General features: G+C 64.7%; 19 protein-coding genes. 4 read left to right on the forward strand and 15 right to left on the reverse strand.

The annotated features are described in order from the left end of the window. The first annotated feature begins 1 nt into the window (after nt 1). Together NU688_RS17195 and NU688_RS17200 are read left to right on the forward strand one after the other, a co-directional pair. Nucleotides 2-691 carry an amino acid ABC transporter permease gene (locus tag NU688_RS17195; RefSeq protein WP_257861966.1) on the forward strand — a complete coding sequence of 230 codons (690 nt, stop codon included), beginning with the start codon at nt 2-4 and terminating at the stop codon, nt 689-691. 35 nt (nt 692-726) lie between these two features. After that, nucleotides 727-1464, forward strand: a complete 738-nt coding sequence (locus NU688_RS17200; RefSeq protein WP_093442030.1) for an amino acid ABC transporter ATP-binding protein — start codon at nt 727-729, stop codon at nt 1462-1464. A gap of 54 nt (nt 1465-1518) precedes the next feature. On the opposite strand, the gene NU688_RS17205 is transcribed toward NU688_RS17200, so the two are convergent. The 6 genes from NU688_RS17205 to NU688_RS17230 all read right to left on the reverse strand — a co-directional run bounded on the left by NU688_RS17205 (nt 1519) and on the right by NU688_RS17230 (nt 7824). Continuing rightward, nucleotides 1519-2547, reverse strand: coding sequence for a dienelactone hydrolase (locus tag NU688_RS17205; RefSeq protein WP_257861967.1), 1029 nt, complete (start codon nt 2545-2547; stop codon nt 1519-1521). A 129-nt stretch (nt 2548-2676) separates the two neighbouring features. Beyond that, nucleotides 2677-3732, reverse strand: a complete 1056-nt coding sequence (locus tag NU688_RS17210) for a nucleoside hydrolase (RefSeq protein ID WP_257861968.1) — start codon at nt 3730-3732, stop codon at nt 2677-2679. 247 nt (nt 3733-3979) lie between these two features. After that, complete coding sequence (locus NU688_RS17215; RefSeq protein ID WP_257861969.1) at nt 3980-5017, reverse strand: DctP family TRAP transporter solute-binding subunit; 1038 nt, start codon at nt 5015-5017, stop codon at nt 3980-3982. A gap of 46 nt (nt 5018-5063) precedes the next feature. Further along, a complete protein-coding gene (locus NU688_RS17220; protein ID WP_257861970.1) occupies nt 5064-6362 on the reverse strand; it encodes a TRAP transporter large permease in 1299 nt (432 codons plus the stop codon). Next, entirely contained in the window at nt 6359-6949 is a 591-nt protein-coding gene (locus tag NU688_RS17225) for a TRAP transporter small permease (protein WP_257861971.1), read from the reverse strand. Before NU688_RS17225 ends, NU688_RS17220 begins: the two co-directional genes overlap by 4 nt. Nucleotides 6950-7389: 440 nt before the next feature. Beyond that, nucleotides 7390-7824 (reverse strand): ankyrin repeat domain-containing protein, encoded by a 435-nt coding sequence (locus tag NU688_RS17230; RefSeq protein ID WP_257861972.1) that lies wholly within the window; start codon nt 7822-7824, stop codon nt 7390-7392. Nucleotides 7825-7962: 138 nt separating this feature from the next. On the opposite strand from NU688_RS17230, the gene NU688_RS17235 reads away from it, so the two are divergent. Then, on the forward strand, nt 7963-9411 hold the full coding sequence (locus NU688_RS17235) for an IS1182 family transposase (RefSeq protein WP_257862408.1): 1449 nt from the start codon (nt 7963-7965) through the stop codon (nt 9409-9411). Between the two features lie 168 nt (nt 9412-9579). On the opposite strand, the gene NU688_RS17240 is transcribed toward NU688_RS17235, so the two are convergent. Further along, complete coding sequence (locus NU688_RS17240; protein ID WP_257861974.1) at nt 9580-10140, reverse strand: hypothetical protein; 561 nt, start codon at nt 10138-10140, stop codon at nt 9580-9582. A gap of 327 nt (nt 10141-10467) precedes the next feature. Next, nucleotides 10468-10977 (reverse strand): DUF1993 family protein, encoded by a 510-nt coding sequence (locus NU688_RS17245; protein WP_055803081.1) that lies wholly within the window; start codon nt 10975-10977, stop codon nt 10468-10470. 402 nt (nt 10978-11379) lie between these two features. Here NU688_RS17245 and NU688_RS17250 point away from each other — a divergent pair, with 402 nt between their 5' ends. Then, the gene (locus NU688_RS17250; protein ID WP_257861975.1) at nt 11380-11862 is read left to right on the forward strand and encodes a GreA/GreB family elongation factor; all 483 of its coding nucleotides are present in this window, start codon (nt 11380-11382) and stop codon (nt 11860-11862) included. An 89-nt stretch (nt 11863-11951) separates the two neighbouring features. Here the strand turns inward: NU688_RS17250 and NU688_RS17255 are convergent, their stop codons facing one another. Genes NU688_RS17255 through NU688_RS17285 form a run of 7 tightly spaced genes read right to left on the reverse strand, consistent with a single transcriptional unit; the run spans nt 11952 to nt 19915 of the window. Beyond that, on the reverse strand, nt 11952-12923 hold the full coding sequence (locus NU688_RS17255; protein ID WP_257861976.1) for a nitronate monooxygenase family protein: 972 nt from the start codon (nt 12921-12923) through the stop codon (nt 11952-11954). Nucleotides 12924-12927: 4 nt separating this feature from the next. After that, nucleotides 12928-13860, reverse strand: a complete 933-nt coding sequence (locus tag NU688_RS17260) for an electron transfer flavoprotein subunit alpha/FixB family protein (protein ID WP_257861977.1) — start codon at nt 13858-13860, stop codon at nt 12928-12930. Nucleotides 13861-13862: 2 nt separating this feature from the next. Then, nucleotides 13863-14612, reverse strand: coding sequence for an electron transfer flavoprotein subunit beta/FixA family protein (locus NU688_RS17265; RefSeq protein WP_257861978.1), 750 nt, complete (start codon nt 14610-14612; stop codon nt 13863-13865). A gap of 32 nt (nt 14613-14644) precedes the next feature. Further along, complete coding sequence (locus NU688_RS17270) at nt 14645-15643, reverse strand: tripartite tricarboxylate transporter substrate binding protein (protein WP_257861980.1); 999 nt, start codon at nt 15641-15643, stop codon at nt 14645-14647. A 42-nt stretch (nt 15644-15685) separates the two neighbouring features. Then, complete coding sequence (locus NU688_RS17275; protein ID WP_257861981.1) at nt 15686-17629, reverse strand: acyl-CoA synthetase; 1944 nt, start codon at nt 17627-17629, stop codon at nt 15686-15688. A 48-nt stretch (nt 17630-17677) separates the two neighbouring features. Next, entirely contained in the window at nt 17678-18661 is a 984-nt protein-coding gene (locus NU688_RS17280) for a tripartite tricarboxylate transporter substrate binding protein (protein ID WP_257861982.1), read from the reverse strand. A gap of 45 nt (nt 18662-18706) precedes the next feature. After that, entirely contained in the window at nt 18707-19915 is a 1209-nt protein-coding gene (locus tag NU688_RS17285) for a CaiB/BaiF CoA-transferase family protein (protein WP_257861983.1), read from the reverse strand. Between the last annotated feature and the right edge of the window lie 33 nt (nt 19916-19948).

Raw genomic sequence — 19948 nt, forward strand, 5'->3', positions numbered from 1 at the left:
CATGATGAATCTCGACCTGTCCTTCTACAACTGGGACGTCATCAGCAACTTCGTCGTCAAGGGCTTCTACTTCAGCATCATGCTGACGGTGGTGGCCACGATCGGCGGCGTGATCTTCGGCACCATCCTCGCGCTCATGCGGCTGTCGGGCAAGAAGTGGCTGGACACGCCCGCCGCCATCTACGTCAACGGCATGCGCAGCATTCCGCTGGTGATGGTGATCCTGTGGTTCTTCCTGCTGGTGCCGGCGTCGTTCTATTCGCTGTTCGGCTCGCTCGGCTCGAACTACCGCTCCGAAATCTCGGCCGTGATCACCTTCGTCGCGTTCGAGGCGGCGTACTTTTCCGAGATCATGCGCGCGGGCATCCAGTCGATTCCGCGCGGCCAGGTGAATGCGGGCCAGGCGGTGGGCATGACCTACGGTCAGAACATGCGCCTGGTGGTGCTGCCGCAGGCGTTCCGTAACATGCTGCCGGTGCTGCTCACGCAGACCATCATCCTGTTCCAGGACACCTCGCTGGTGTATGCCATCGGTGCCTACGACATGCTCAAGGGCTTCGAGACGGCCGGCAAGAACTTCGGCCGCCCGATCGAGGCGTACCTGCTTGCAGCCGTCGTCTACTTCATCATGTGTTATGCCTTGTCGTGGCTCGTGAAGCGCCTGCACAAGAAGATCGCCATCATTCGCTGAGTGGCTGAACCGGAGAGAAAGATATGTCCGAAAAAATGATCGAAATCAAGAACGTCTCCAAGTGGTATGGCCCGGTGCAGGTGCTCAACGACTGCTCGGTGAACATCTCCAAGGGTGACGTGGTGGTGGTGTGCGGCCCGTCGGGTTCCGGCAAGTCCACGCTCATCAAGACCGTGAACGCGCTCGAGCCCTTCCAGAAGGGCGAGATCACCGTCAACGGCATCCCGTTGCACGACCCCAAGACCAACCTGCCCAAGCTGCGCTCCAAGGTCGGCATGGTGTTCCAGCACTTCGAGCTGTTCCCGCACCTGTCGGTGACCGAGAACCTCACGATCGCGCAGATCAAGGTGCTGGGCCGCAGTGCCGAAGAGGCCAAGACCCGCGGCCTCAAGATGCTCGACCGCGTGGGCCTGATGGCGCACAAGGACAAGTTTCCGGGCCAGCTCTCGGGCGGCCAGCAGCAGCGCGTGGCGATTGCCCGTGCGCTGTCGATGGACCCGATCGTGATGCTGTTCGACGAACCCACCTCGGCGCTCGACCCCGAGATGGTCGGCGAAGTGCTCGACGTGATGGTGGCCCTGGCCAAGGAAGGCATGACCATGATGGTGGTCACGCACGAAATGGCCTTCGCCCGCAAGGTCGCGAGCCGCGTGATCTTCATCGACGTGGGCGGCAAGATCCTGGAAGACTGCCCGAAGGACGAGTTCTTCAATCACCCTGAGAACCGTCAGCCGCGCACGAAGGACTTCCTGAACAAGATCCTGCAGCACTGATCCGCCGCGGTTCAAGAAAGACAAAAGCCACGCTGTTCTGCAGCGTGGCTTTTTTCATGGGCCCGGCAATGCCTTGTCGAAGAAGGTCGGAATCTCGCGGCCGAGGCGCGCGAGAAAAGCATTGCGGTCGAAGCCCGGCGGGTCGTCCGCGATGTTCCCGTCGTCGGTGGGAATCGCCGTGCCCGGCGTGTCCATGAACGCGAAGTGCCAGGCATTGGGGATGCGGTGCAGTTCGGCCCGAGGCATGTTCTGCGCGACCCATTCAGCGTGGAAACGCGGGACGAGGAAGCGATCCTGCTCCGCCTCGTATATCTGCGTGGGCACCCAGATCTCCGCGAGCGAAGATGCCGTGAAGAGCACGCCGGCCGGCGCCAGCGCCACGACCGCGCGCACCCGCGGATCGCGCAGGGAAGGCAGGACCGGTGCCGCGGCCGCGTTGGCCGCCGATGGCACATTCCGGCTCACGCCGCAGAAGATCGGGTCCGCGGCGCGCTCGGCCTCGCAATGCGCGCGGATGCGCGACAGGTCGGCCTGCCCACCCGCCAGCGCCAGCACGGTGTACCCACCGGCCGAGTGGCCGACCGCGCCGATGCGTGGGCCTTGGGCATCGCTGGCGATGCGGTCCTTCCACTGCCGGTCCTGCAGCAACGCATCGATCACGCGCGACACCTGCCGTGGCCGCTCCGTGAAATAGACGCTGGCACCCGCCTGCAGCAGCGACCCGTCTTGCCAGTTGTCGCCGGGGTGGCGGATGGCCGCGACCATGTAGCCGCTGCGCGCAAGCGCTTCGGCGAGGCTGCTGTGGCCCAGCTCGGTGCCGCCGATGCCGTGGCTCAGCAGGATCAATCCCTTGAACTTGTCCTCGGGCGCTGACTGGATGGCCGCCTGGACCGTGAACGGCCCCATGGCCGTGGTGCGGGCGGACGCCTCTGTCGGGTAATAGAGCGCGATCACGGTCGGTGCGGCATCGGGCGTCGCGCCCGGAATGCGCAGCTGCCGCCAGCCGGCCTCGGCGGCCAGAAGCTGGCAGGACAGCAGCAGGCCCGAGGCCAGCAGCAGGATCGGTCGGAAAGCGGTGCGCATCGCGGATCTCCTCGACGTGGTTGTCAGTGGAGCCCGCATGGTTGCCGCGCGCCGTCGCCACCGCCATGGGATTGCGACGAAGTGCGCGAAACGCGGCGCGAAGTGACGGGCGCCGCGCTCGGGAACGGCTCAGGGCAGGCGAGAAATGCGCTGTGTCAGCAGATCGAAGAAGCCCTGCGCATCGCCCTCGGCGATCCAGTTCACATTGGCCGGGCGCTTCAGGCCACCGTACCAGTCGGTCACCGTCTGGCCGAAGCCGATGCCTTCGCGGCTGTCGACTTCCACGTTCACCTGCTTGCCCTTGAAGAGCGAAGGCTGCAGCAGGTAGGCGATCACCGTCGCGTCGTGCACCGGCCCGCCGGGCAGGCCGTAGTACTGCATGTCGTGCTGCACATAGGCATCGAGGATGTCGGCCACCGTCTTGCCCGCCTGGTTGCCGAGGCCGCGCAGCTTGGCGATGCGGTCGGGGCTCGTGAGGATCTTGTGCGTCACATCCAGCGGCAGCATGGTGATCGGCACGCCGCTTTTCAGCACGATCTCGGCCGCATGCGGATCGGCGAACACGTTGAACTCTGCCGTCGGCGTGATGTTGCCGCCGTTGAAGTGCGCGCCGCCCATGAGCACCAGCTCGCGCAGGCCGCGCACGATGTCCGGGGCTTGCGTGAGCGCCAGCGCGAGGTTGGTCTCGGGCCCGAGCATCGCGAGCGTCACGCTCTTCTCGGGCGCGGCACGCAGCGTGCGGATCAAATAGTCGACCGCATTGCCATCGGCGAGCGGTTGCTTCGGCTCGGACACCTTCACGCCCGTGATGCCTTCGCTTCCGTGTATGTCGGCCGCGTAGATCGGCGTGCGCAGCAGGGGGCGTGGTGCGCCCGCGTAGACAGGAATGTCCGGGCGTCTGGCCCATTCGCGTGCAAGGCGCGCATTGCGCGAAGTCTTCGCGAGCGGCACGTTGCCGGCCACCGTGGTCAGTGCCTGGATCTTGAGCGTCTCGGGCGATGCCATGGCGAACAGCAGCGCGATCACGTCGTCGGCGCCCGGGTCGGTGTCGATGATCAACGTGTGCACCGTGTTGGCGTCGGCGGCGTGCGCTGCGGTCGGGGCGATGCTGGTGGTCATCAAGAGGGCGAATCCCGCGAGAAGGAACGAGGAAAGATCGGCTTTCCAACGCGAAGAGAGAGGCATGAATGGGCTTCCTTGAAGCGCGAAAAACGCGCGGTGAAAACCAGTCTGCCAGAGCATTTCGCGTCGGCGGTGTGAAATCGAAGGCGTGTTTTTGGCGTCTGCCACGGGGCATCGGACGATCCGCAAACCAAGGATTTCGCCCGCCATTTTCGTTGCAGTTGAAAGTGCGCAACCGACAAAAGAAAAGCCCCGCAAGCGGGGCTTCGGCGAGGCCATCGAAGGCCCCGCAGTGTTGTGAAAACGCTGCTTACTTCTTGCGCGCGGCAATCGCCTTCTCGGCCTGCGCCACCAAGTCGGCGCCTACCGTCGACTTCCACTTGTCGTACACCGGTCGCGTCGCCTTCACGAAGGCATCGCGCTCGGCCGGCGTGAGGCTGGTCACCGTCACGCCCATGGCGGCGATGTCCTTGAGCACCGGCTTGTCGGCTTCCACCAGGCCCTTGCGTGCGATCGCGATTTCCTGCTTGCCCGCGTCGACGGCGGCCTGGCGCACGATGGCCTGGTCGGCCGGCGTCCACGAGGCCCAGATTTCCTTGTTCACCACGAAGACCAACGGGTCGGCCACATAGCCCCAGGTGGTCACGAACTTCTGGCCCACGGTGTGCATCTTGAGCACGGTGAAGAGGAAGAGCGGGTTCTCCTGCCCGTCGACCGCACCGCTCGCGAGCGCGGGCTGCGCATCGGCCCAGCTCATCTGCGTGGGGTTGGCGCCGAGCGCGGTGAACATGTCCGAATAGATCGGCGAGCCGACCACGCGGATCTTCATGCCCTTCATGTCCTCGGGCGACTTGATCGCCTTCTTCGAGTTGGTGATTTCGCGATAGCCGTTCTCGCCCCAGGCGAGCGGCACCACGCCGGCTTTGTCGAGGGTCTTGAACATTTCCTTGCCCACGTCGCCCTGCGTGAGCGCGTCGATGGCCGCGTAGTCGGGCATGAGGAAGGGCATCGAGAACAGGTTGAGCTGCTTGACCTGCGGCGACCAGTTGATGGTCGAGCCCACGGCCATGTCGATCACGCCCTGGCGCAGCGCGCTGAACTCGCGCGTCTGGTCGCCCTGGATGAGCGACACGCCGGGGTACAGCTTGATGTTGATGCGGCCCTGGGTGCGCTCCTTCACGAGGTCGGCCCAGATCTTTCCGGCCTGGCCCCACGGCGTGGGCGGGCCGAGCACCAGCGACATCTTGTACTCGGGCTTGTAGGCGGCCTGCGCCATCGCGCCGGACGAGAAGAGGCCGAGCGTGGCGGCTACGGCGGCAAGGCCGAGCAGGGTGCGGCGAAATTTCATGAGAGGTCTCCTCTTTGTAGATGGAACGAAATGTGGAACGAAAAAATCAGTAGCCCAGCTTGCGCGGCAGCCAGAGCGCCAATTCGGGGAACGCGATGACCAGCACCATCACCACGAACATCGAGAACAGCATCCAGCCGACCCAGCGCACGGTTTCTTCCATGCGCACCTTGGCGATGCGGCACGAGACCATGAGGTTCACCGCAAGCGGCGGCGTGAACTGGCCGAGCGCGACCTTGAGCGTGAGGATCACGCCGAACCACACCGGGTCCCACTTGTAGTACTGCACGATGGGCAGCAAGAGCGGCACGAAGATCAGGAAGATCGACACGCCATCGAGGAACATGCCCACGGTGATGAGCAAGAGGATCAGCAGCGCCAGGATGCCGTATTCGCCCAACCCCGAATTCACGATGGCCCGCGTGACCGGATCGATGATGCCCAGCGTCGAGAGCGAATACGCAAAGATCCCCGCGAGCGACACCACCAGGAGGATCACCGCCGAGAGCTCGCCCGATTCGCGCAAGATGACGAAGAGGTCGCGCACCTTGATGGTCCGATGGATGCACATGCCCACGAAGAGGCCGTAGAACACCGCCACCACCGCCGCTTCGGTCGGCGTGAACCAGCCCGCGCGCATGCCGCCGAGGATGAGCACCGGCGCCGCGAGGCCCCAGATCGCTTCGCGAAAGCTCTTCCAGAACGGTGGGCGCGGCAGCGTCGCTTCGAGCGCGCCCATCTTGTGCGTGCGGGCCAGCCACACGGCCGGAATCATCAGCGCCAGGCCGGCCATGATGCCGGGGATCATGCCCGCCGCGAACAGCGCCGGCACCGAGGCGCCCGGCACCAGCACCGAGTAGACGATGAACGCGACCGAGGGCGGAATCAGGATGTCGGTGGCCGCCGCGGCGCCCACCACGCTGGCCGAGAACGCCGCCGGGTAGCCGGCGCGCGACATGGCCGCGATCATCACCGCGCCCACGGCGGCGGCGTTGGCCGGGCCCGAGCCCGAGATGCCGCCGAGGAACATCGCCACCGCAATCGCCACCAGCGGCAGCATGCCGGGGCCGCGTCCGACGATGGCGACCGCGAAGTTCACCAGCCGCAGCGCCACGCCCGAGCGGTCAAAGATCGAGCCGACCAGCACGAACATCGGAATGGCCAGCAGCGGGTATTTGCCCAGGCCCGCATAGAAGTTCTGCGGCACGGCCAGCAGGCCGAACCACTGGACATCGCTGTTGGCCAGCGCGATGCAGGCCGCGCCCGCCAGGCCCAGCGCGGCGCCGATGGGCACGCCCACCAGCATCATCAGCACGAAGGCGACGAAGAGCAGGGTGGCGATCACTTGGCGTCGCCCTTGTTGTTGCTGTTGCTGCTGTCATCGGACTGGTAGCTCGTCTTGCGCCCGCGCCGGACCATGAGGCCGATGGCGCGCCCCGCGATGGCGAAGGACACGATCGGCAGCCAGATCGAATACCACCAGGCCGGCAGCCCGATGCCCGGCGTGGTTTCCTCGAAGCGGTAGTCGTCCCACACCATGCGGATGCTGAGCGTACCGATCAAGCCGAAGAGGATGGCGATCATCAGCGCGCCGAACTGCGCCAGGCGCTTGCGCCGCGCCATCGAGCCGCTCTCGGAGAAGTACTCGATGCGGATGTGCCGGTCGCGCGCCACCGCGGCCGAGCCGGCCACCAGCGCCAGCATGATCATGAGGAACACCGAGAACTCCTCCGTCCACGCGAAGGATGAGCTGGTGAAGTAGCGCACCAGCACGTTGGCAAAGGTAATGAGCGCCAGGGCGCCCATGATGATGACGGTGAGCCAGTCTTCGATGGCGAGCGGAACCTTGGTGGGTTCGTCGGCGGCTTCGATGTCGGGGGGGAGGGGGCTGGCGGCGTCCAGCGTGGGGCCGGACTCGGGAGGAGTTGTCATCGCAGAAAGGGCAGGTGAGGCAGGCGCCATGTCACCGGGCGGACGCCGGGACGCGGTCCGTACACCTCGACAAGGGGGAGCAGCCGCCGATGCTAGAGGGTCGATGACCACTCATGCATCGGGGGTTTCCTTAGCTGGGCTCTTCCTTTCGGGCTTGGCAGAGGCACTTCCAGGGGCGTGTGCGGGTGTGAGGTTGGCGGTTCGACGGCTGGGGCGGATTGCAGGTGGACGTGCGGGGGCGTACTACTGAGCTTTCGTGAGAGACGGGCGGTGAACAAGCAGAAGTCCGAAGGGTCGGTGTCGGTTGCGCTCGACATTGGCACGACTACGCTCAATGTTCGCTTCAGGCTGGTTGCGGACGCTCACGCGTGGAGCCCGAAGGGCAAGGATGGGCCCAATGCAGTCTCTCGGGTTTCTGCAAAGCTGACATTCCTCTACTACTATTCGGCGCTTTTCTTTTCGAGATGGGCGGATAGTAGGCGCTCGGCTTCAACCGATTTGTAGAGGCGAGCAAGGCCGATTGCAGGCGTTCTATCGCTTCCCGGCGCGGCGGGGTCAGCGCCCGCGTCGAGCAAGAGGCGGGTCAAAACAAGCTGATTGTCGGACGTGTTCGAGCCCTCGAGTTCGACGTGCAATGCAAGATGAAGAGGCGTATCGCCGATCCTGTCGACAGCTGAAGTTTTCGCGCCTGCGGCGAGTAGGCGAGCGGCCATCTCTACATTTCGCGACTCAATCGCTGCATGAAGCGCGGTACGCCCGTCCATGTCGCGCCAAACTAAGCAGGATGAATCCGATTTCTCCAGAACCTCTTCAACCCGGCTAAGGTCCCCTGCGATACAAGCATCAAATAGGTCGCGTCCGAGGTCAAATTTCATAGCTATTTCTACTTGTTGCTGGTCGTGAGATATGCACGCTTATATGGACGACCGCTCCTGGCCGAGGCTGTGTGAAAACGCTTCGCCGTTGACGCCCGTCTAAATAAAATCATGGCACCCGTTCTCAGCGAGGTGCTCATGAAGCGATTCATCGAAGGCGAAGATCGACAGCAGGTTGCACTGCTGCCGGAATGTCTTGATGACTATATCGGCGAAGACAACCCAGTGCGCGTTGTCGACGTCTTTGTCGATGAACTGGATCTTCAAGCACTGGGCTTCAAAGGAGCAGATCCAGCCGCCACCGGCCGGCCGGCGTACCACCCGACGGTGCTTCTCAAGCTCTACATCTACGGGTACCTGAACCGCATTCAGTCCAGCCGTCGCTTGGAGCGCGAGACCCAGCGCAATGTCGAGTTGATGTGGCTCACCGGAAGGCTCGCACCGGACTTCAAGACCATCGCTGACTTCCGCCGCGATAACGGCACAGGCATCCGCAATGTCTGCAAGCGCTTCATCGCCATGTGCCGTAAACTCAAGCTGTTCACACAGGCCATCGTGGCCATCGACGGCAGCAAGTTCAAGGCAGTGAACAGCCGGGACCGCAACGTCACGCCAGCCAAGATTGATGCGCGCCAGCAGCAGATCGAGCAAAGCATCCAGCGCTACCTGGACGCGCTGGAAACGGCGGACCGCACGCAGCCTGCAGAGGTCGAAGCCAAGACCGAGCGACTGCAAGACAAGATCCGCAAGCTGCGCGATCAGATGCGCCAGCTCGACGAGGTCAAAGAGCAGTTGAAGCATGAGCCTGATGGACAGCGCTCGACCACCGATCCCGATGCCCGTTCGATGATCTCGCAGGCCAAGGGCTCGGGACTTGTGGGCTACAACGTCCAGACCGCGGTCGATGCGAAGAACCACTTGATCGTGGCGCACGAGGTCACGAACGTCGGCAACGACCGCGCGCAGCTCAACAGGATGGCGCGTGCTGCGCGCGAGGCGATGGACAAGCCCAGGCTTCAAGCCTTCGCCGACCGGGGCTACTTCAGTGGCACGGAACTCAAGGCCTGCGAGGACGACGGCATCACGGCCTTTGTTCCCAAGCCGATGACATCGAACGCCAAGGCCGCGGGTCGCTTCGACAAGACCGATTTCGTCTACATCGCGAAAGACGACGAATACCAATGCCCCGCGGGTGAACGAGCGATCTACAGGTTCAGCACGTTGGAGAAGAACGACCACAAGCTGCACGTCTACTGGCCCAGCGCCTGCCCTGGTTGCTCTATGAGAGAGCAGTGCACAACCAGCAGCTACCGCCGCATCCGACGCTGGGAACACGAAGCGGTGCTTGATCGGGTGCAGCAGCGGCTTGATCGAAAGCCCGACGCCATGACCTTGCGACGGCGAACCGTGGAGCACGTGTTCGGCACGTTGAAGCACTGGATGGGATCAACCCACTTCCTGACCAGGACCTTGAGGCATGCGAGCACCGAGATGAGCTTGCATGTGCTGGCCTACAACCTCAAGCGGGTCATGAAGGTGCTGGGATTCGTCAGAACGATGAAGGCGATGCAATTGGCCGGGGCATGAGCCCTTCTAATTGCGTTCACTGCGCAGATGGGCGCGGCCTTGAACCACCGGCCTGATCGCCGCCCTCGGCTTCTGCAACGCTCTACAGCGCTACTGAGTTCGGCATACTCGCGTGCCGAACGCGTTTCCACACAGCCTCGGCCGCATTCTGCCGGTCACCGGTCCGGTTCAAAGCACGGCCTGGCCGGGCTTCCACTTCCAGTCGCTGGCAATGACCTCTAGATACTCGTCATGCCCAAGAAGCAAGAAGTGCCGCGCGTTGCGAGGGTGGCCCAGAGACGCGAGCCAGAGCGATCCCTCCACCTCGTACATCCCAGGGTCCGGACAAGTGCCCTTGGACATCCAAAGATCATGAACACGTTGGACGCAGTCCTCGGGAGTTTCATGCTCTCGCATGTTGCTCGGGACAAAGGACCAGTCGTATCCCTCTTCCTCGACAACCTCTGCATCGGAGAAAGCGGGCGTTTGCCGGACCTGTATGCAGCTTGAGAATTCAAGCTGCACCAGCCTGTGTCGAGAGCCGTGCCAATCGGACGATTCGACGAAGGCATCGGGGACCGGAATAGTCGCTACGACCGAATCAGCTGCTGCGTCCACAGCAGCGGTCTTGAAAAATCCAATGAAGGTCACGTATGCGATGCCATCGACGCCCGGCTGAGTAAGGCCTATGTGCGGAACCGACGGGCTGACCTTCCAAGGAACCGCAGGTGGACGAAGACGCGGCTTCATGCCTGCTTTCCGCCGGCGAAACTGCAAACTAGGGGATTCATCGGAATGTCCGGTTGTGGCCGAACTCGGAAGTCTAGCCTCGGCCAAAGACAGTCCGCTCCCGCTGCATAGCCGCCATCAGCAGACCAACGTCGAACGCCCGCAACGGGTCGACTGTGTAATTCACAGACTAACGCAACAGACATTTGGTCAGCTTTGACCAGGCGCCAAGCAAATTCGGGTAGATAAAGCCTCCATCCACAGTTAGCCGAAATCGCGCAGCGACGGAGGCTCTAGTTGCTATCGAGCGACAGTGGCCAGAGTGGCTGAACTCCTGTCTGTCTTGGGTCAGTAGGCACCCATGTAGTCGCGCTTACCGATCTCAATACCGTTGTGGCGCAAGATGGCATAGGTGGTGGTCACGTGGAAGAAAAACTGCGGCAGTCCATAGTGCAGAAGATATGCGCCTGCGGTCAGCTTCTTTTCCTTGGGGGTGCCGGGGCGCAATACGATCTCGCGGCTCTCGCTCGAATCAAATTGCTCAGACTTGAAGGAGCCGATATGGGCCAAAGCTTTGGCGATCAACGCTTGCAGGTCGGCGAAGCTGACCTCAGTGTCGGGCCAGGACGGCACCTCGGCACCAGCCAGGCGGGAGGCAATGCCCTTGGAGAAGTCTGCGGCGATCTGTACCTGACGTACCAGCGGAAACATGTCAGGGAACAGCCGCGCCTGCAGCAGCGCATTGGGATCGATATTTTTTTGCGTCGCGTGGTCTTCGGCCTTCTTGAGCACGTCGGACAGGGCGCGCAGCATCTGCTGCATGACGGGAACGGAGGCGTTGTACAGCGGGCTGGTCATAGTGAGTTCACTTCTAAAATTGGGCTCGATGGCCGGAGTTGGCGTGGCAGAGATCCTGCCGACCATGTGAGGCTAACAGCACAGGGCGAACTGAATCGCCCCGGCTTTTGTGACCAGCTTTTCTTCCCGCTGATAGTTGGAGCAGCCGCGTTGAAGGGCAGTTCACCAGCAAGAAGCGGACGTCCATTGCAGACGCACGACAGACCGCGATCGCTGCACAGCTGTCCTTCGCGTGCGCACGCTTCAGATTGACTGTCTGCTGCCGTTCGACACCAGGCAGCGAAACGGCGCGGGTGGGCCCATAGCTGAAGTTAACCTGCAGCCAACATAAGCGTCGAAGGGTTCTGGAGCCCTTCATATTCAAAACCTACCCCCGCTTGCTCGAGATGCCGACCTTTCGTCATGGATAAATTCTTGCTGCAACAGCAGGTGCTGGAACGGCTCGCCGAAGACCTGCTGCAAGCCGAACAGGCAATGCGGGCGGCCCATGAAACGGCGACTCACGAAGAGAACATCGCCGAAAACAAATACGACACATTGGGACTCGAAGCCGCCTACTTGGCCACGGGCCAAGCTCGGCGCGCCGAAGCGATCCGCCAGGCGATGGCCAATTGGCGCCAATTCCGCCCGCGTCCCTACGACGCCAGCAAAGGTATACAGCTCGGCGCGCTGGTCTGCCTGGTCGATTCCGACGACAAGCAGCAACAGCTTTTCCTCGGTCCGAATGGGGGCGGCATGACGTTGGTCAGCGGCGCTCAGCTCGTTCAGGTCATCAGCAGCGAAGCACCTTTGGGCAGGGCCATGCTGGGCAAATGCGAGGGTGATGAGGTGTCAATACAGGTGGCTCTAACCCGACGGCAGTTTGAGGTGCTGCGGGTTCATTAAGCCGCAAGCAAGTTCACGCCGAATTGGCCGATTCGCGGAGCAAGGTACCCCGTCGGCGTGAGCGTCGCCCCCGATGCGAGCAGAAGGACTCAGTCCATCCAGGACCGTGCCCGGTCCAGATGCTCACGGCATTCGCGCACCATGCGCTCGATCAGCTCCGCGCAGGTCGGCACATCGTCGATCAGCCCGATGCATTGACCGGCCGACACCACGCCGTTCTGCACCTCGCCCGATTCCAGCGCCGCGCGGCCGCGCGCGCCGGCCACCAGCGGGCGCACTTCCTCGAACTCGCAGCCGCCCGGACGGTTCTCCGTCGCCACCACCTCTTCGGAGATCGCGTTGCGGAACACCCGCGCGGTATTGCGCATGGTGCGGAACATCAGCTTCGTGTCGCGCTCGGTCGCATCGACCAGCGCCTGCTTGATGTTCGGGTGGATGGGCGCCTCCTGCGTCACGCAGAAGCGCGTGCCCATGTTCACGCCCTCGGCGCCCAGCGCGAGCGCGGCGGCCATGCCACGCCCGTCGGCGATACCGCCCGAGGCGATGATCGGAATGCGGAGCTTCCGCGCCGCGATGGGCAGCAGCACCAGGCCGGGCACGTCGTCCTCGCCCGGATGGCCCGCGCACTCGAAGCCGTCCACCGATACCGCATCCACGCCGTTGCGCTCCGCCGAGAGCGCATGGCGCACCGAGGTGCACTTGTGCACGATCTTCACGTCGTGGCGCTTGAGCGCCTCGATGAAATCCTTCGGGCTGTTGCCCGCCGTCTCCACGATCTTGATGCCGCTGTCGATGATGGCCTGCACGTACTCCGCATACGGCGGCGGCTTCACCGCCGGCAGGATCGTGAGGTTCACGCCGAAGGGCTTGTCGGTCAGCGTGCGGGTGCGCGCGATTTCGTTGCGCAGGTCATCGGGCGTGGGCTGCGTGAGCGCCGTCACGATGCCCAGGCCGCCAGCGTTCGACACGGCCGCGGCCAGCTCGGCGCGGCCCACCCATTGCATGCCGCCCTGGATGATCGGATAGCGGATGCCGAGCAGTTCGGTGATGCGGGTCTTCATCGGCTCACAGTGCCTTGACGAGTTCCGGCACAGCCACGAACAGGTCGGCCACGAGGCCATAGTCGGCCACCGAGAAGATCGGTGCCTCTTCGTCCTTGTTGATCGCCACGATCACCTTGGAGTCCTTCATGCCGGCCAGATGCTGGATCGCGCCCGAGATGCCCGCTGCGATGTACAGCTGCGGCGCGACGATCTTGCCGGTCTGGCCCACTTGCCAGTCGTTCGGGGCGTAGCCCGCGTCGACGGCTGCGCGGCTGGCGCCCAGGCCTGCGTTGAGCTTGTCGGCCAGCGGCGCCATCACTTCGGTGAACTTCTCGGCGCTGCCCAGGGCGCGGCCACCCGAGACGATGATCTTGGCGGCCGTCAGTTCGGGGCGTTCGCTCTTGGTGACTTCGCGGCCGACGAAGCTCGATTTGCCGCTGTCTGCGACGCCTTCGGCGGTTTCGACCGTTGCGCTGCCACCGGTAGCGGCTGCAGCATCGAAACCAGTCGTGCGGACAGTGATCACCTTGGTGGCATCGCTGCTCTGCACAGTGGCGATCGCATTGCCGGCGTAGATCGGACGCTCGAAGGTGTCGGGGCTGTCGACCTTGGTGATGTCGGAGATCTGGGCCACGTCCAGCTTGGCGGCCACGCGCGGTGCGACGTTCTTGCCGTTGGCGGTCGAGGGGAACAGGATGTGGCTGTAGTTGGCGGCAATCGCGAGGACTTGAGCTGCCACGTTCTCTGCGAGGTTCTCGGCCAGGCTCGGGCTGTCGGCGGCGATGACCTTCGACACGCCAACGATCTGGGCCGCAGCCTTGGCGGCTTCAGCCGCATTGGCGCCAGCCACGAGGATGTGCACGTCGCCACCGCAAGCCAGCGCTGCGGTCACGGTATTCAGGGTTGCCGGCTTGATGCTGGCGTGGTCGTGTTCGGCAATAACAAGTGCAGTCATGTTCAGATCACCTTCGCTTCGTTCTTCAGTTTGTCCACCAGCGTCGCCACGTCAGGCACCTTGATGCCGGCACCGCGCTTGGGCGGCTCGCTGACTTTCAGGGTCTTCAGGCGGGGCTTGACGTCCACGCCCAGGTCTTCGGGCTTGAAGACGTCCAGCGTCTTCTTCTTGGCCTTCATGATGTTGGGCAGCGTCACGTAGCGCGGCTCGTTCAGGCGCAGGTCGGTCGTGATGACGGCCGGCAGCGTGAGGGAGATGGTCTCCAGGCCGCCGTCGACTTCGCGCGTGACCGTGGCCTTGTCGCCAGCGACTTCGACCTTGGAGGCGAAGGTGGCCTGGGGAAGGTCGGCCAGTGCAGCCAGCATCTGGCCGGTCTGGTTCGCGTCGTCATCGATGGCTTGCTTGCCGAGGATGATGAGCTGGGGCTGTTCCTTGTCGACCAGCGCCTTCAGGAGCTTGGCGACAGCCAGGGGCTGCAGCTCTTCAGTCGTTTCGACCAGGATGCCGCGGTCGGCGCCGATGGCCATTGCGGTGCGTAGCGTTTCCTGGCACTTCGCATCGCCGCAGGAGACGGCGATCACTTCGGTGACCACGCCCTTTTCCTTCAGGCGCACAGCTTCTTCGACAGCGATCTCGTCGAAGGGGTTCATGCTCATCTTGACGTTGGCAATGTCCACCCCGGTGCCGTCGCTCTTGACGCGCACCTTCACGTTGTAGTCGACGACCCGTTTGACAGGTACAAGAATCTTCATGGTTGGTCCTTCACAAATCAGATGAGCTTCGTTCACTCGAGCTTCGCGCCCGATTGCTTGATGAGCCGCTCCCACACCGGGCGTTCCTGCTTCCAGGCGGCGGCAAAGAGTTCGGGCGAGCTGTCCTTCAGCTCGAAGCCCATGGCTGCGATGCGCTCGCGCACGTCGGGCTGCTGCGAGGCCTTGCGCACCTCGTCGGCGATGCGGTCCACGATGGGCTTGGGCGTCTTCGCCGGCACCGCAAAGGCGAGCCAGCCGGTGACGCGGTAGGCCTCGTCCTTCAGGCCCTGCTCGGCCATCGTCGGCACGTTGGGCAGCGCGGCCATGCGGCGTTCGCCGCTCACGCCGATGGCCCGCACCTTGCCCGCGTCGATGTGCGGCTTGGCCACCAGCGCGCTCGCATAGGCCATCTGGATCTGCCCGCCGATCAGGTCCTGCATCATCGGCGCCTCGCCCTTGTAGGCGACGTGGTTCATGTCGGCCTGCTGCGTGAGGCTCATGTGCGCGCCGGCCAGGTGCGGGTACGCACCCACGCCGTAGGAGCCGTAGGCGACCTTGCCCTTGTTCGCGGCCACGTACTTCAAGAGTTCCGGCGCGGTCTTCACCGGCACGCTCGGATGCACCACCAGCACCAGCGGACCCATCGCCACCTGGTAGACCAGCGTGAGGTCGCGCTGCGTGTCGTAGGGCAGCTTCTCGTAGAGAAACTCGTTGGTCAGCAGCGCGTTGCTGAGCGAGAAGACGACGGTGTAGCCATCGGGCGCCGACTTGGCGACCGCATCGGTGCCGATGATCCCGGCCGCGCCCGGCTTGTTGTCGATGACGACCGGCTGGCCGAAGCCGGCCGACATTTTCTGGCCCAGCACGCGCGCGAGCACGTCGGTCGCGCCGCCGGCCTGGAAGGGCACGACGAGGCGGATCGGCTTGTTCGGGTAGGGCGCCTGCGCGTGGGCGGGGGCCAGCGCGAACAGCGCGGCGGTCGATGCGGCGGCGCAGAGCAAGGCGCGGCGGTTGGAGGATGAATGGGTCATGGTTTTGTCTCCCGTTGGTTTCAGAAACTCTTGAGGTTCAGTTCACTTCAGCGCGATGCGCGTCTTGAAGGGCAGCGGCGCGAGCGCCTTCTGCAGCCGCTCCTGCAGCGTTGCGGCGAGTGCGCCCGCTGCATTCGCGTCGATCTGCACGTGCACGAGGCTTTCGCCTTCGGTGGTCACTGCGGGCTTTGCCGCATCGCTCGCGCCGAGTTCGACGCACAGCTCAGCGACCGTCGCGGCCACCACTTGCCGTGCGGCCATGGCGCGCAGTTCGGGCTTGTAGATCTTGCCGACGTTGGTCATCGGCATCGCGCCGATCACCGACACCCACTTGGGCTTGGCGGGCGCTTCGTCCACGCGCGCGGCGGTGAAGGCGAGCAGCTCGTCTTCGGTGGCCGAGGCGCCGGGCACCAGCGTCGCGAAGATCACAGGCAGCTCGCCCGCGTAGGCATCGGGTGCACCCACTGCCGCGCACAACTGCACCGCAGGGTGCGCGCCGAGCGCGTCCTCGATGGTCTTGGGGTCGATGTTGTGGCCGCTGCGGATGATCAAGTCTTTCGAGCGGCCGGTGAGGTTGAGCCGCTCCTCGTTGTCCATCCAGCCCAGGTCGCCGGTCGCGAGCCAGCCGTCGGCCGTGAAGGCCTTGGCGTTGTCGGCAGGGTCGACGAAACCCGAGAACACGTTGGGCGACTTGAACAGCACCATGCCCTGCTCGCCGGACGCTACGTCGCGGTCGCTCGCGTTGCCGTTCTCGTCGAGCGCGACGATGCGGATCCGCGAATACGGCAGGCGAAAGCCGACGCAGCCCGCGGGCCCGTTCACGCCGGGCGGCGTGATGGTCGAGATGCCGGCCATCTCCGTCATGCCCAGGCTCTCGTGCACATGCAGGCCGAACAGGCGCTCGAAGCGCGCGGCCAGTTCGGGCGCGAGCACCGCGGCACCGGTGCGGCAGTAGGTGATCGAGGAGATGTCCGCGCCATCCAGCGGCACATTCGCCAGCGCCGCGAGCACCGTCGGCACGGCCGAGAGCGAGGTCGGCCGGTACTTCGCGACCAGCTTCCAGTAGTTGGCCAGCACCTCCTTGTTGCGCAGCAGCGAGGGCGTCGGAATGATCACCTCCACGCCCGCCGACAGCGACGAGAGCGAGGCCGGCAGCACGCCCGCCACATGGAACAGCGGATAGCCGTTGATCGAGATGCCGTTCTCGTTCATGCCCGCCAGCTGCACGCTGGCCCAGGCGGTGAACACCTGCGCGCCGTGGCTGTGGCGCGCGAGCTTGGGTGCGCCGGTGGTGCCGCCGGTGTGGAAGTAGGCGGCGATGTCGGAGGGCGCGATGTCGCGGCCGCTCACGAGGCGGTCTGACGGTTGCGCGGCGCGCAGCACGTCGAACTCGGCCACGCCTTCGGGCAACGCACCCGCGGCGCCCGGCGCTTCGTCGTGCGGCGCCACGCGCAGCACGGTGGTGAGCGTGGGCACCTGGCCGCGCAGGCGCATCGCCTTCGACCACATGCCCGATTCCGCATCCGAGCCGTAGGCGATCAGCACCTTGGCGCGCGCCGCGGTCATCAGCGCGACCAGCTTCTCGTCGGTCAGCAGCGGGTTCAGCGGCTGCACGATGCCGGCCGCTTCGCCGCCCCAGAGCGCGAGGTGGTATTCGAGGCAACCGGGCAGCAGCACCGCGACCGCATCGTCAGGCCCCACGCCCAGCGTGTGCAGCAGGTTCGCGGTCTGGTGGATGCCCGCGAGCAGTTGGGCGTACGACCAGCGGATCGGCGCATCGGCCGGATTGCCGCTGCGCAGGAAGGTCAGCGCCGTTTTGTCGCCGAAGGCCGCACCGGAGTTGCGGAAGAGCTCGTAGGTGCTGCGCACCGTGAGCGCTTCTTCGAGCGGTGTTTCTTCGAGTCGCCGGATGTCGGCGAGGCCGCGCACCGGGAACAGGGGGCGGAACGGCGCAGCGGCCGTTTTCTTGTTGTCGTTGCCTGTCATGTTGTCTCCTTGATGTCGTCTTGCGGACCGCGCGCGAAGCGCCTTGTTTTACTGGTTCGTGATCTTGTTGTCGCGAATGACCTTGCCCCAGCGTTCGAAGTCCTGGCGCATGCGTGTGCCGGTCTGCTCGGGCGTGCGGTAGGCCGCGAAGGAGCCGACGCTTTCGAGTTTTTCCTGCACCTGCTTGTCGGCCAGCGCGGTCTTGAGTTCGGCGCTCATGCGGTCGATCACGTTCTTTGGCGTGCCGGCCGGCGCCAGCAGGCCGCCCCACGAGGTCGCATCGAAACCGGGGAATCCTTGCTCGGCCACCGTCTTCACATCGGGCAGGAGGCTCACGCGCTGGCCCGAGCCCACGGCAATGGCGCGCAGCTTGCCGGCCTTGATGTGCGGCAGCACGCCCACGAGGTCCGAGAACATCGCGGGCACCTGGCCGCCGATCAGGTCGGTCACGGCCGGCGCGCTGCCGCGGTAGGGCACGTGCTGCATGTCGAACTTGCCGATGGTCTTGAGCTGCTCGGTCGTCAGGTGGCCGAAGCTGCCCGCGCCGGCCGTCGTGTAGTTGAGCTTGCCGCCCTCGGCCTTGGCCTTGGCGATCAGGCCCTGCAGGGTGGTCACGTCGGGCAGCGACTTGGGGTTCACCACGAGCACGATCGGCAGGTCGTACACGCTGCCCACGGGCGTGAAGTTCTTGAAGATGTCGTAGCCGGTCGGGCCGTAGAGGTGCGAGGCCAGCAGCGTCGGCGTGGCCAGCATCACGAAGGTGTAGCCGTCCGGTGCGGCGCGCGCCGCGGCAGCCGCGCCCACGGTGCCCGAGGCGCCGCTGCGGTTGTCGATGACGATGTTCTGCTTGAGCGCGACCGACATCTTCTGCGCCACGATGCGCGAGGCCACGTCGGTCGGGCCGCCGGGCGGGAAGGGCACGATCAGCGTGATCGGCTTGGCGGGCCAGGCTTGCGCGAAGGCAACGCCGGTAACGAAAGGAAGAGCCAGGGCGATGAGTGCGCGGCGAAGGGGATTGCGGAGGGAGGCCATGGACTTCTATTGCTTCAGGGAATCAGGAATGCACAGGCGTCTTCTTCAGACGACGCCACTTGTTTTCAGCGCGGCCAGCTTTTCGTCAGACAGGCCGAGCAGGGACTGCAGCACGTCGTGCGTGCCTTCGCCCAGGGTGGGCGGCGCGTTGCGCACCGGCAGGCGCTCGCCGTCGAAACGGTAGGGCGGCGCGAGCACGTTGACCGTGCCGGCGACCGGATGCGGCTGCGTGGTCACGAGGCCGGCATCGGTCGCGCGCTTCGACTGCAGCGCTTCGAGCAGGCCCAGCACCTCGCCGCACGGAATGCCCGAGGCGGTGAGCTTGGCGAGCAGGTCGGTGCGCTGGCGTTTGGCCAGTTCGGCATGCAGCTCGGGCAGCAGCACCGCGCGGTTCGCCGAACGCAGGATGTTGGTCTTGAAGCGCTCGTCGGCCGCAAGGTCGGGGCGATCGATCACGTCGGTGCAGAAGCGCGCGAACTGCGCGTTGTTGCCCACGGTGATGACCAGCGGGCCGTCGGCCGCATCGAACACGCCGTAGGGCACGATCGACGGATGCGAGTTGCCGTAGCGCGGCGGGTCTTCGCCCATCAGCAGCGCCTCGAGGCCGTAGTAGGCGGTGATCATCAGGCCGCAGTCGAAGAGCGCCATCTCCACATGCCGGCCCTTGCCGGTCTTCTCGCGCTGGTAGAGCGCGGCGAGGATCGCCTGCGCCGAGTACATGCCGGTGAAGAGGTCGACCGCCGCGACGCCGAACTTCAGCGGCGGCTGGTTGGCTTCGCCGTTGAGCGCCATCAGGCCGGCCTCGCCCTGCACCACGAGGTCGTAGCCGGGCCGCGCGGCTTCGGGGCCGGTGCGGTCGTAACCCGAGATCGAGCAGTAGATGAGACCCGGTTGCTCCTTGCTCAACTGCTCGTAGCCGAGGCCCAGCTTGTCGATGCCGCCGAACTTGAAGTTCTGGATCACCACGTCGCACTGCTTGGCAAGATCGCGCGCGATCTGCTGGCCTTCGGGCGTCTGCAGGTCGAGCGTGACCGAGCGCTTGTTGCGGTTCACGCTGTTGAAGTAGGCGGTCTCGGTCTTGCCGACGCGCAGGCCCCAATCGCGCGTGTCGTCGCCGCGGCCCGGGTGCTCGACCTTGATGACTTCGGCGCCCATGTCGGCCAGCACCATGCCGCACCAGGGGCCCGCGAGGATGCGGGACAGATCGAGGACGCGCACGCCGGCAAGCGGCAGCGAGGAATTCAGCAGTGGCATGAAGGCAACTCCCTGGAAACGAGAAAGCCCCGC

It is taken from the genome of Variovorax sp. ZS18.2.2, from assembly GCF_024701975.1.
In the GTDB taxonomy this organism is placed as follows: Bacteria; Pseudomonadota; Gammaproteobacteria; order Burkholderiales; family Burkholderiaceae_C; genus Variovorax.

What these genes read in the sequence shown, in the direction of transcription:
- NU688_RS17195 (WP_257861966.1), top strand. Translation starts at nt 2, where the DNA reads ATGATGAATCTCGACCTGTCCTTCTACAACTGGGACGTCATCAGCAAC.
- NU688_RS17200 (WP_093442030.1), top strand. Translation starts at nt 727, where the DNA reads ATGATCGAAATCAAGAACGTCTCCAAGTGGTATGGCCCGGTGCAGGTG.
- NU688_RS17205 (WP_257861967.1), bottom strand. Translation starts at nt 2,547, where the DNA reads ATGCGCACCGCTTTCCGACCGATCCTGCTGCTGGCCTCGGGCCTGCTG.
- NU688_RS17210 (WP_257861968.1), bottom strand. Translation starts at nt 3,732, where the DNA reads ATGCCTCTCTCTTCGCGTTGGAAAGCCGATCTTTCCTCGTTCCTTCTC.
- NU688_RS17215 (WP_257861969.1), bottom strand. Translation starts at nt 5,017, where the DNA reads ATGAAATTTCGCCGCACCCTGCTCGGCCTTGCCGCCGTAGCCGCCACG.
- NU688_RS17225 (WP_257861971.1), bottom strand. Translation starts at nt 6,949, where the DNA reads ATGACAACTCCTCCCGAGTCCGGCCCCACGCTGGACGCCGCCAGCCCC.
- NU688_RS17230 (WP_257861972.1), bottom strand. Translation starts at nt 7,824, where the DNA reads ATGAAATTTGACCTCGGACGCGACCTATTTGATGCTTGTATCGCAGGG.
- NU688_RS17235 (WP_257862408.1), top strand. Translation starts at nt 7,963, where the DNA reads ATGAAGCGATTCATCGAAGGCGAAGATCGACAGCAGGTTGCACTGCTG.
- NU688_RS17240 (WP_257861974.1), bottom strand. Translation starts at nt 10,140, where the DNA reads ATGAAGCCGCGTCTTCGTCCACCTGCGGTTCCTTGGAAGGTCAGCCCG.
- NU688_RS17245 (WP_055803081.1), bottom strand. Translation starts at nt 10,977, where the DNA reads ATGACCAGCCCGCTGTACAACGCCTCCGTTCCCGTCATGCAGCAGATG.
- NU688_RS17250 (WP_257861975.1), top strand. Translation starts at nt 11,380, where the DNA reads ATGGATAAATTCTTGCTGCAACAGCAGGTGCTGGAACGGCTCGCCGAA.
- NU688_RS17255 (WP_257861976.1), bottom strand. Translation starts at nt 12,923, where the DNA reads ATGAAGACCCGCATCACCGAACTGCTCGGCATCCGCTATCCGATCATC.
- NU688_RS17260 (WP_257861977.1), bottom strand. Translation starts at nt 13,860, where the DNA reads ATGACTGCACTTGTTATTGCCGAACACGACCACGCCAGCATCAAGCCG.
- NU688_RS17265 (WP_257861978.1), bottom strand. Translation starts at nt 14,612, where the DNA reads ATGAAGATTCTTGTACCTGTCAAACGGGTCGTCGACTACAACGTGAAG.
- NU688_RS17270 (WP_257861980.1), bottom strand. Translation starts at nt 15,643, where the DNA reads ATGACCCATTCATCCTCCAACCGCCGCGCCTTGCTCTGCGCCGCCGCA.
- NU688_RS17275 (WP_257861981.1), bottom strand. Translation starts at nt 17,629, where the DNA reads ATGACAGGCAACGACAACAAGAAAACGGCCGCTGCGCCGTTCCGCCCC.
- NU688_RS17280 (WP_257861982.1), bottom strand. Translation starts at nt 18,661, where the DNA reads ATGGCCTCCCTCCGCAATCCCCTTCGCCGCGCACTCATCGCCCTGGCT.
- NU688_RS17285 (WP_257861983.1), bottom strand. Translation starts at nt 19,915, where the DNA reads ATGCCACTGCTGAATTCCTCGCTGCCGCTTGCCGGCGTGCGCGTCCTC.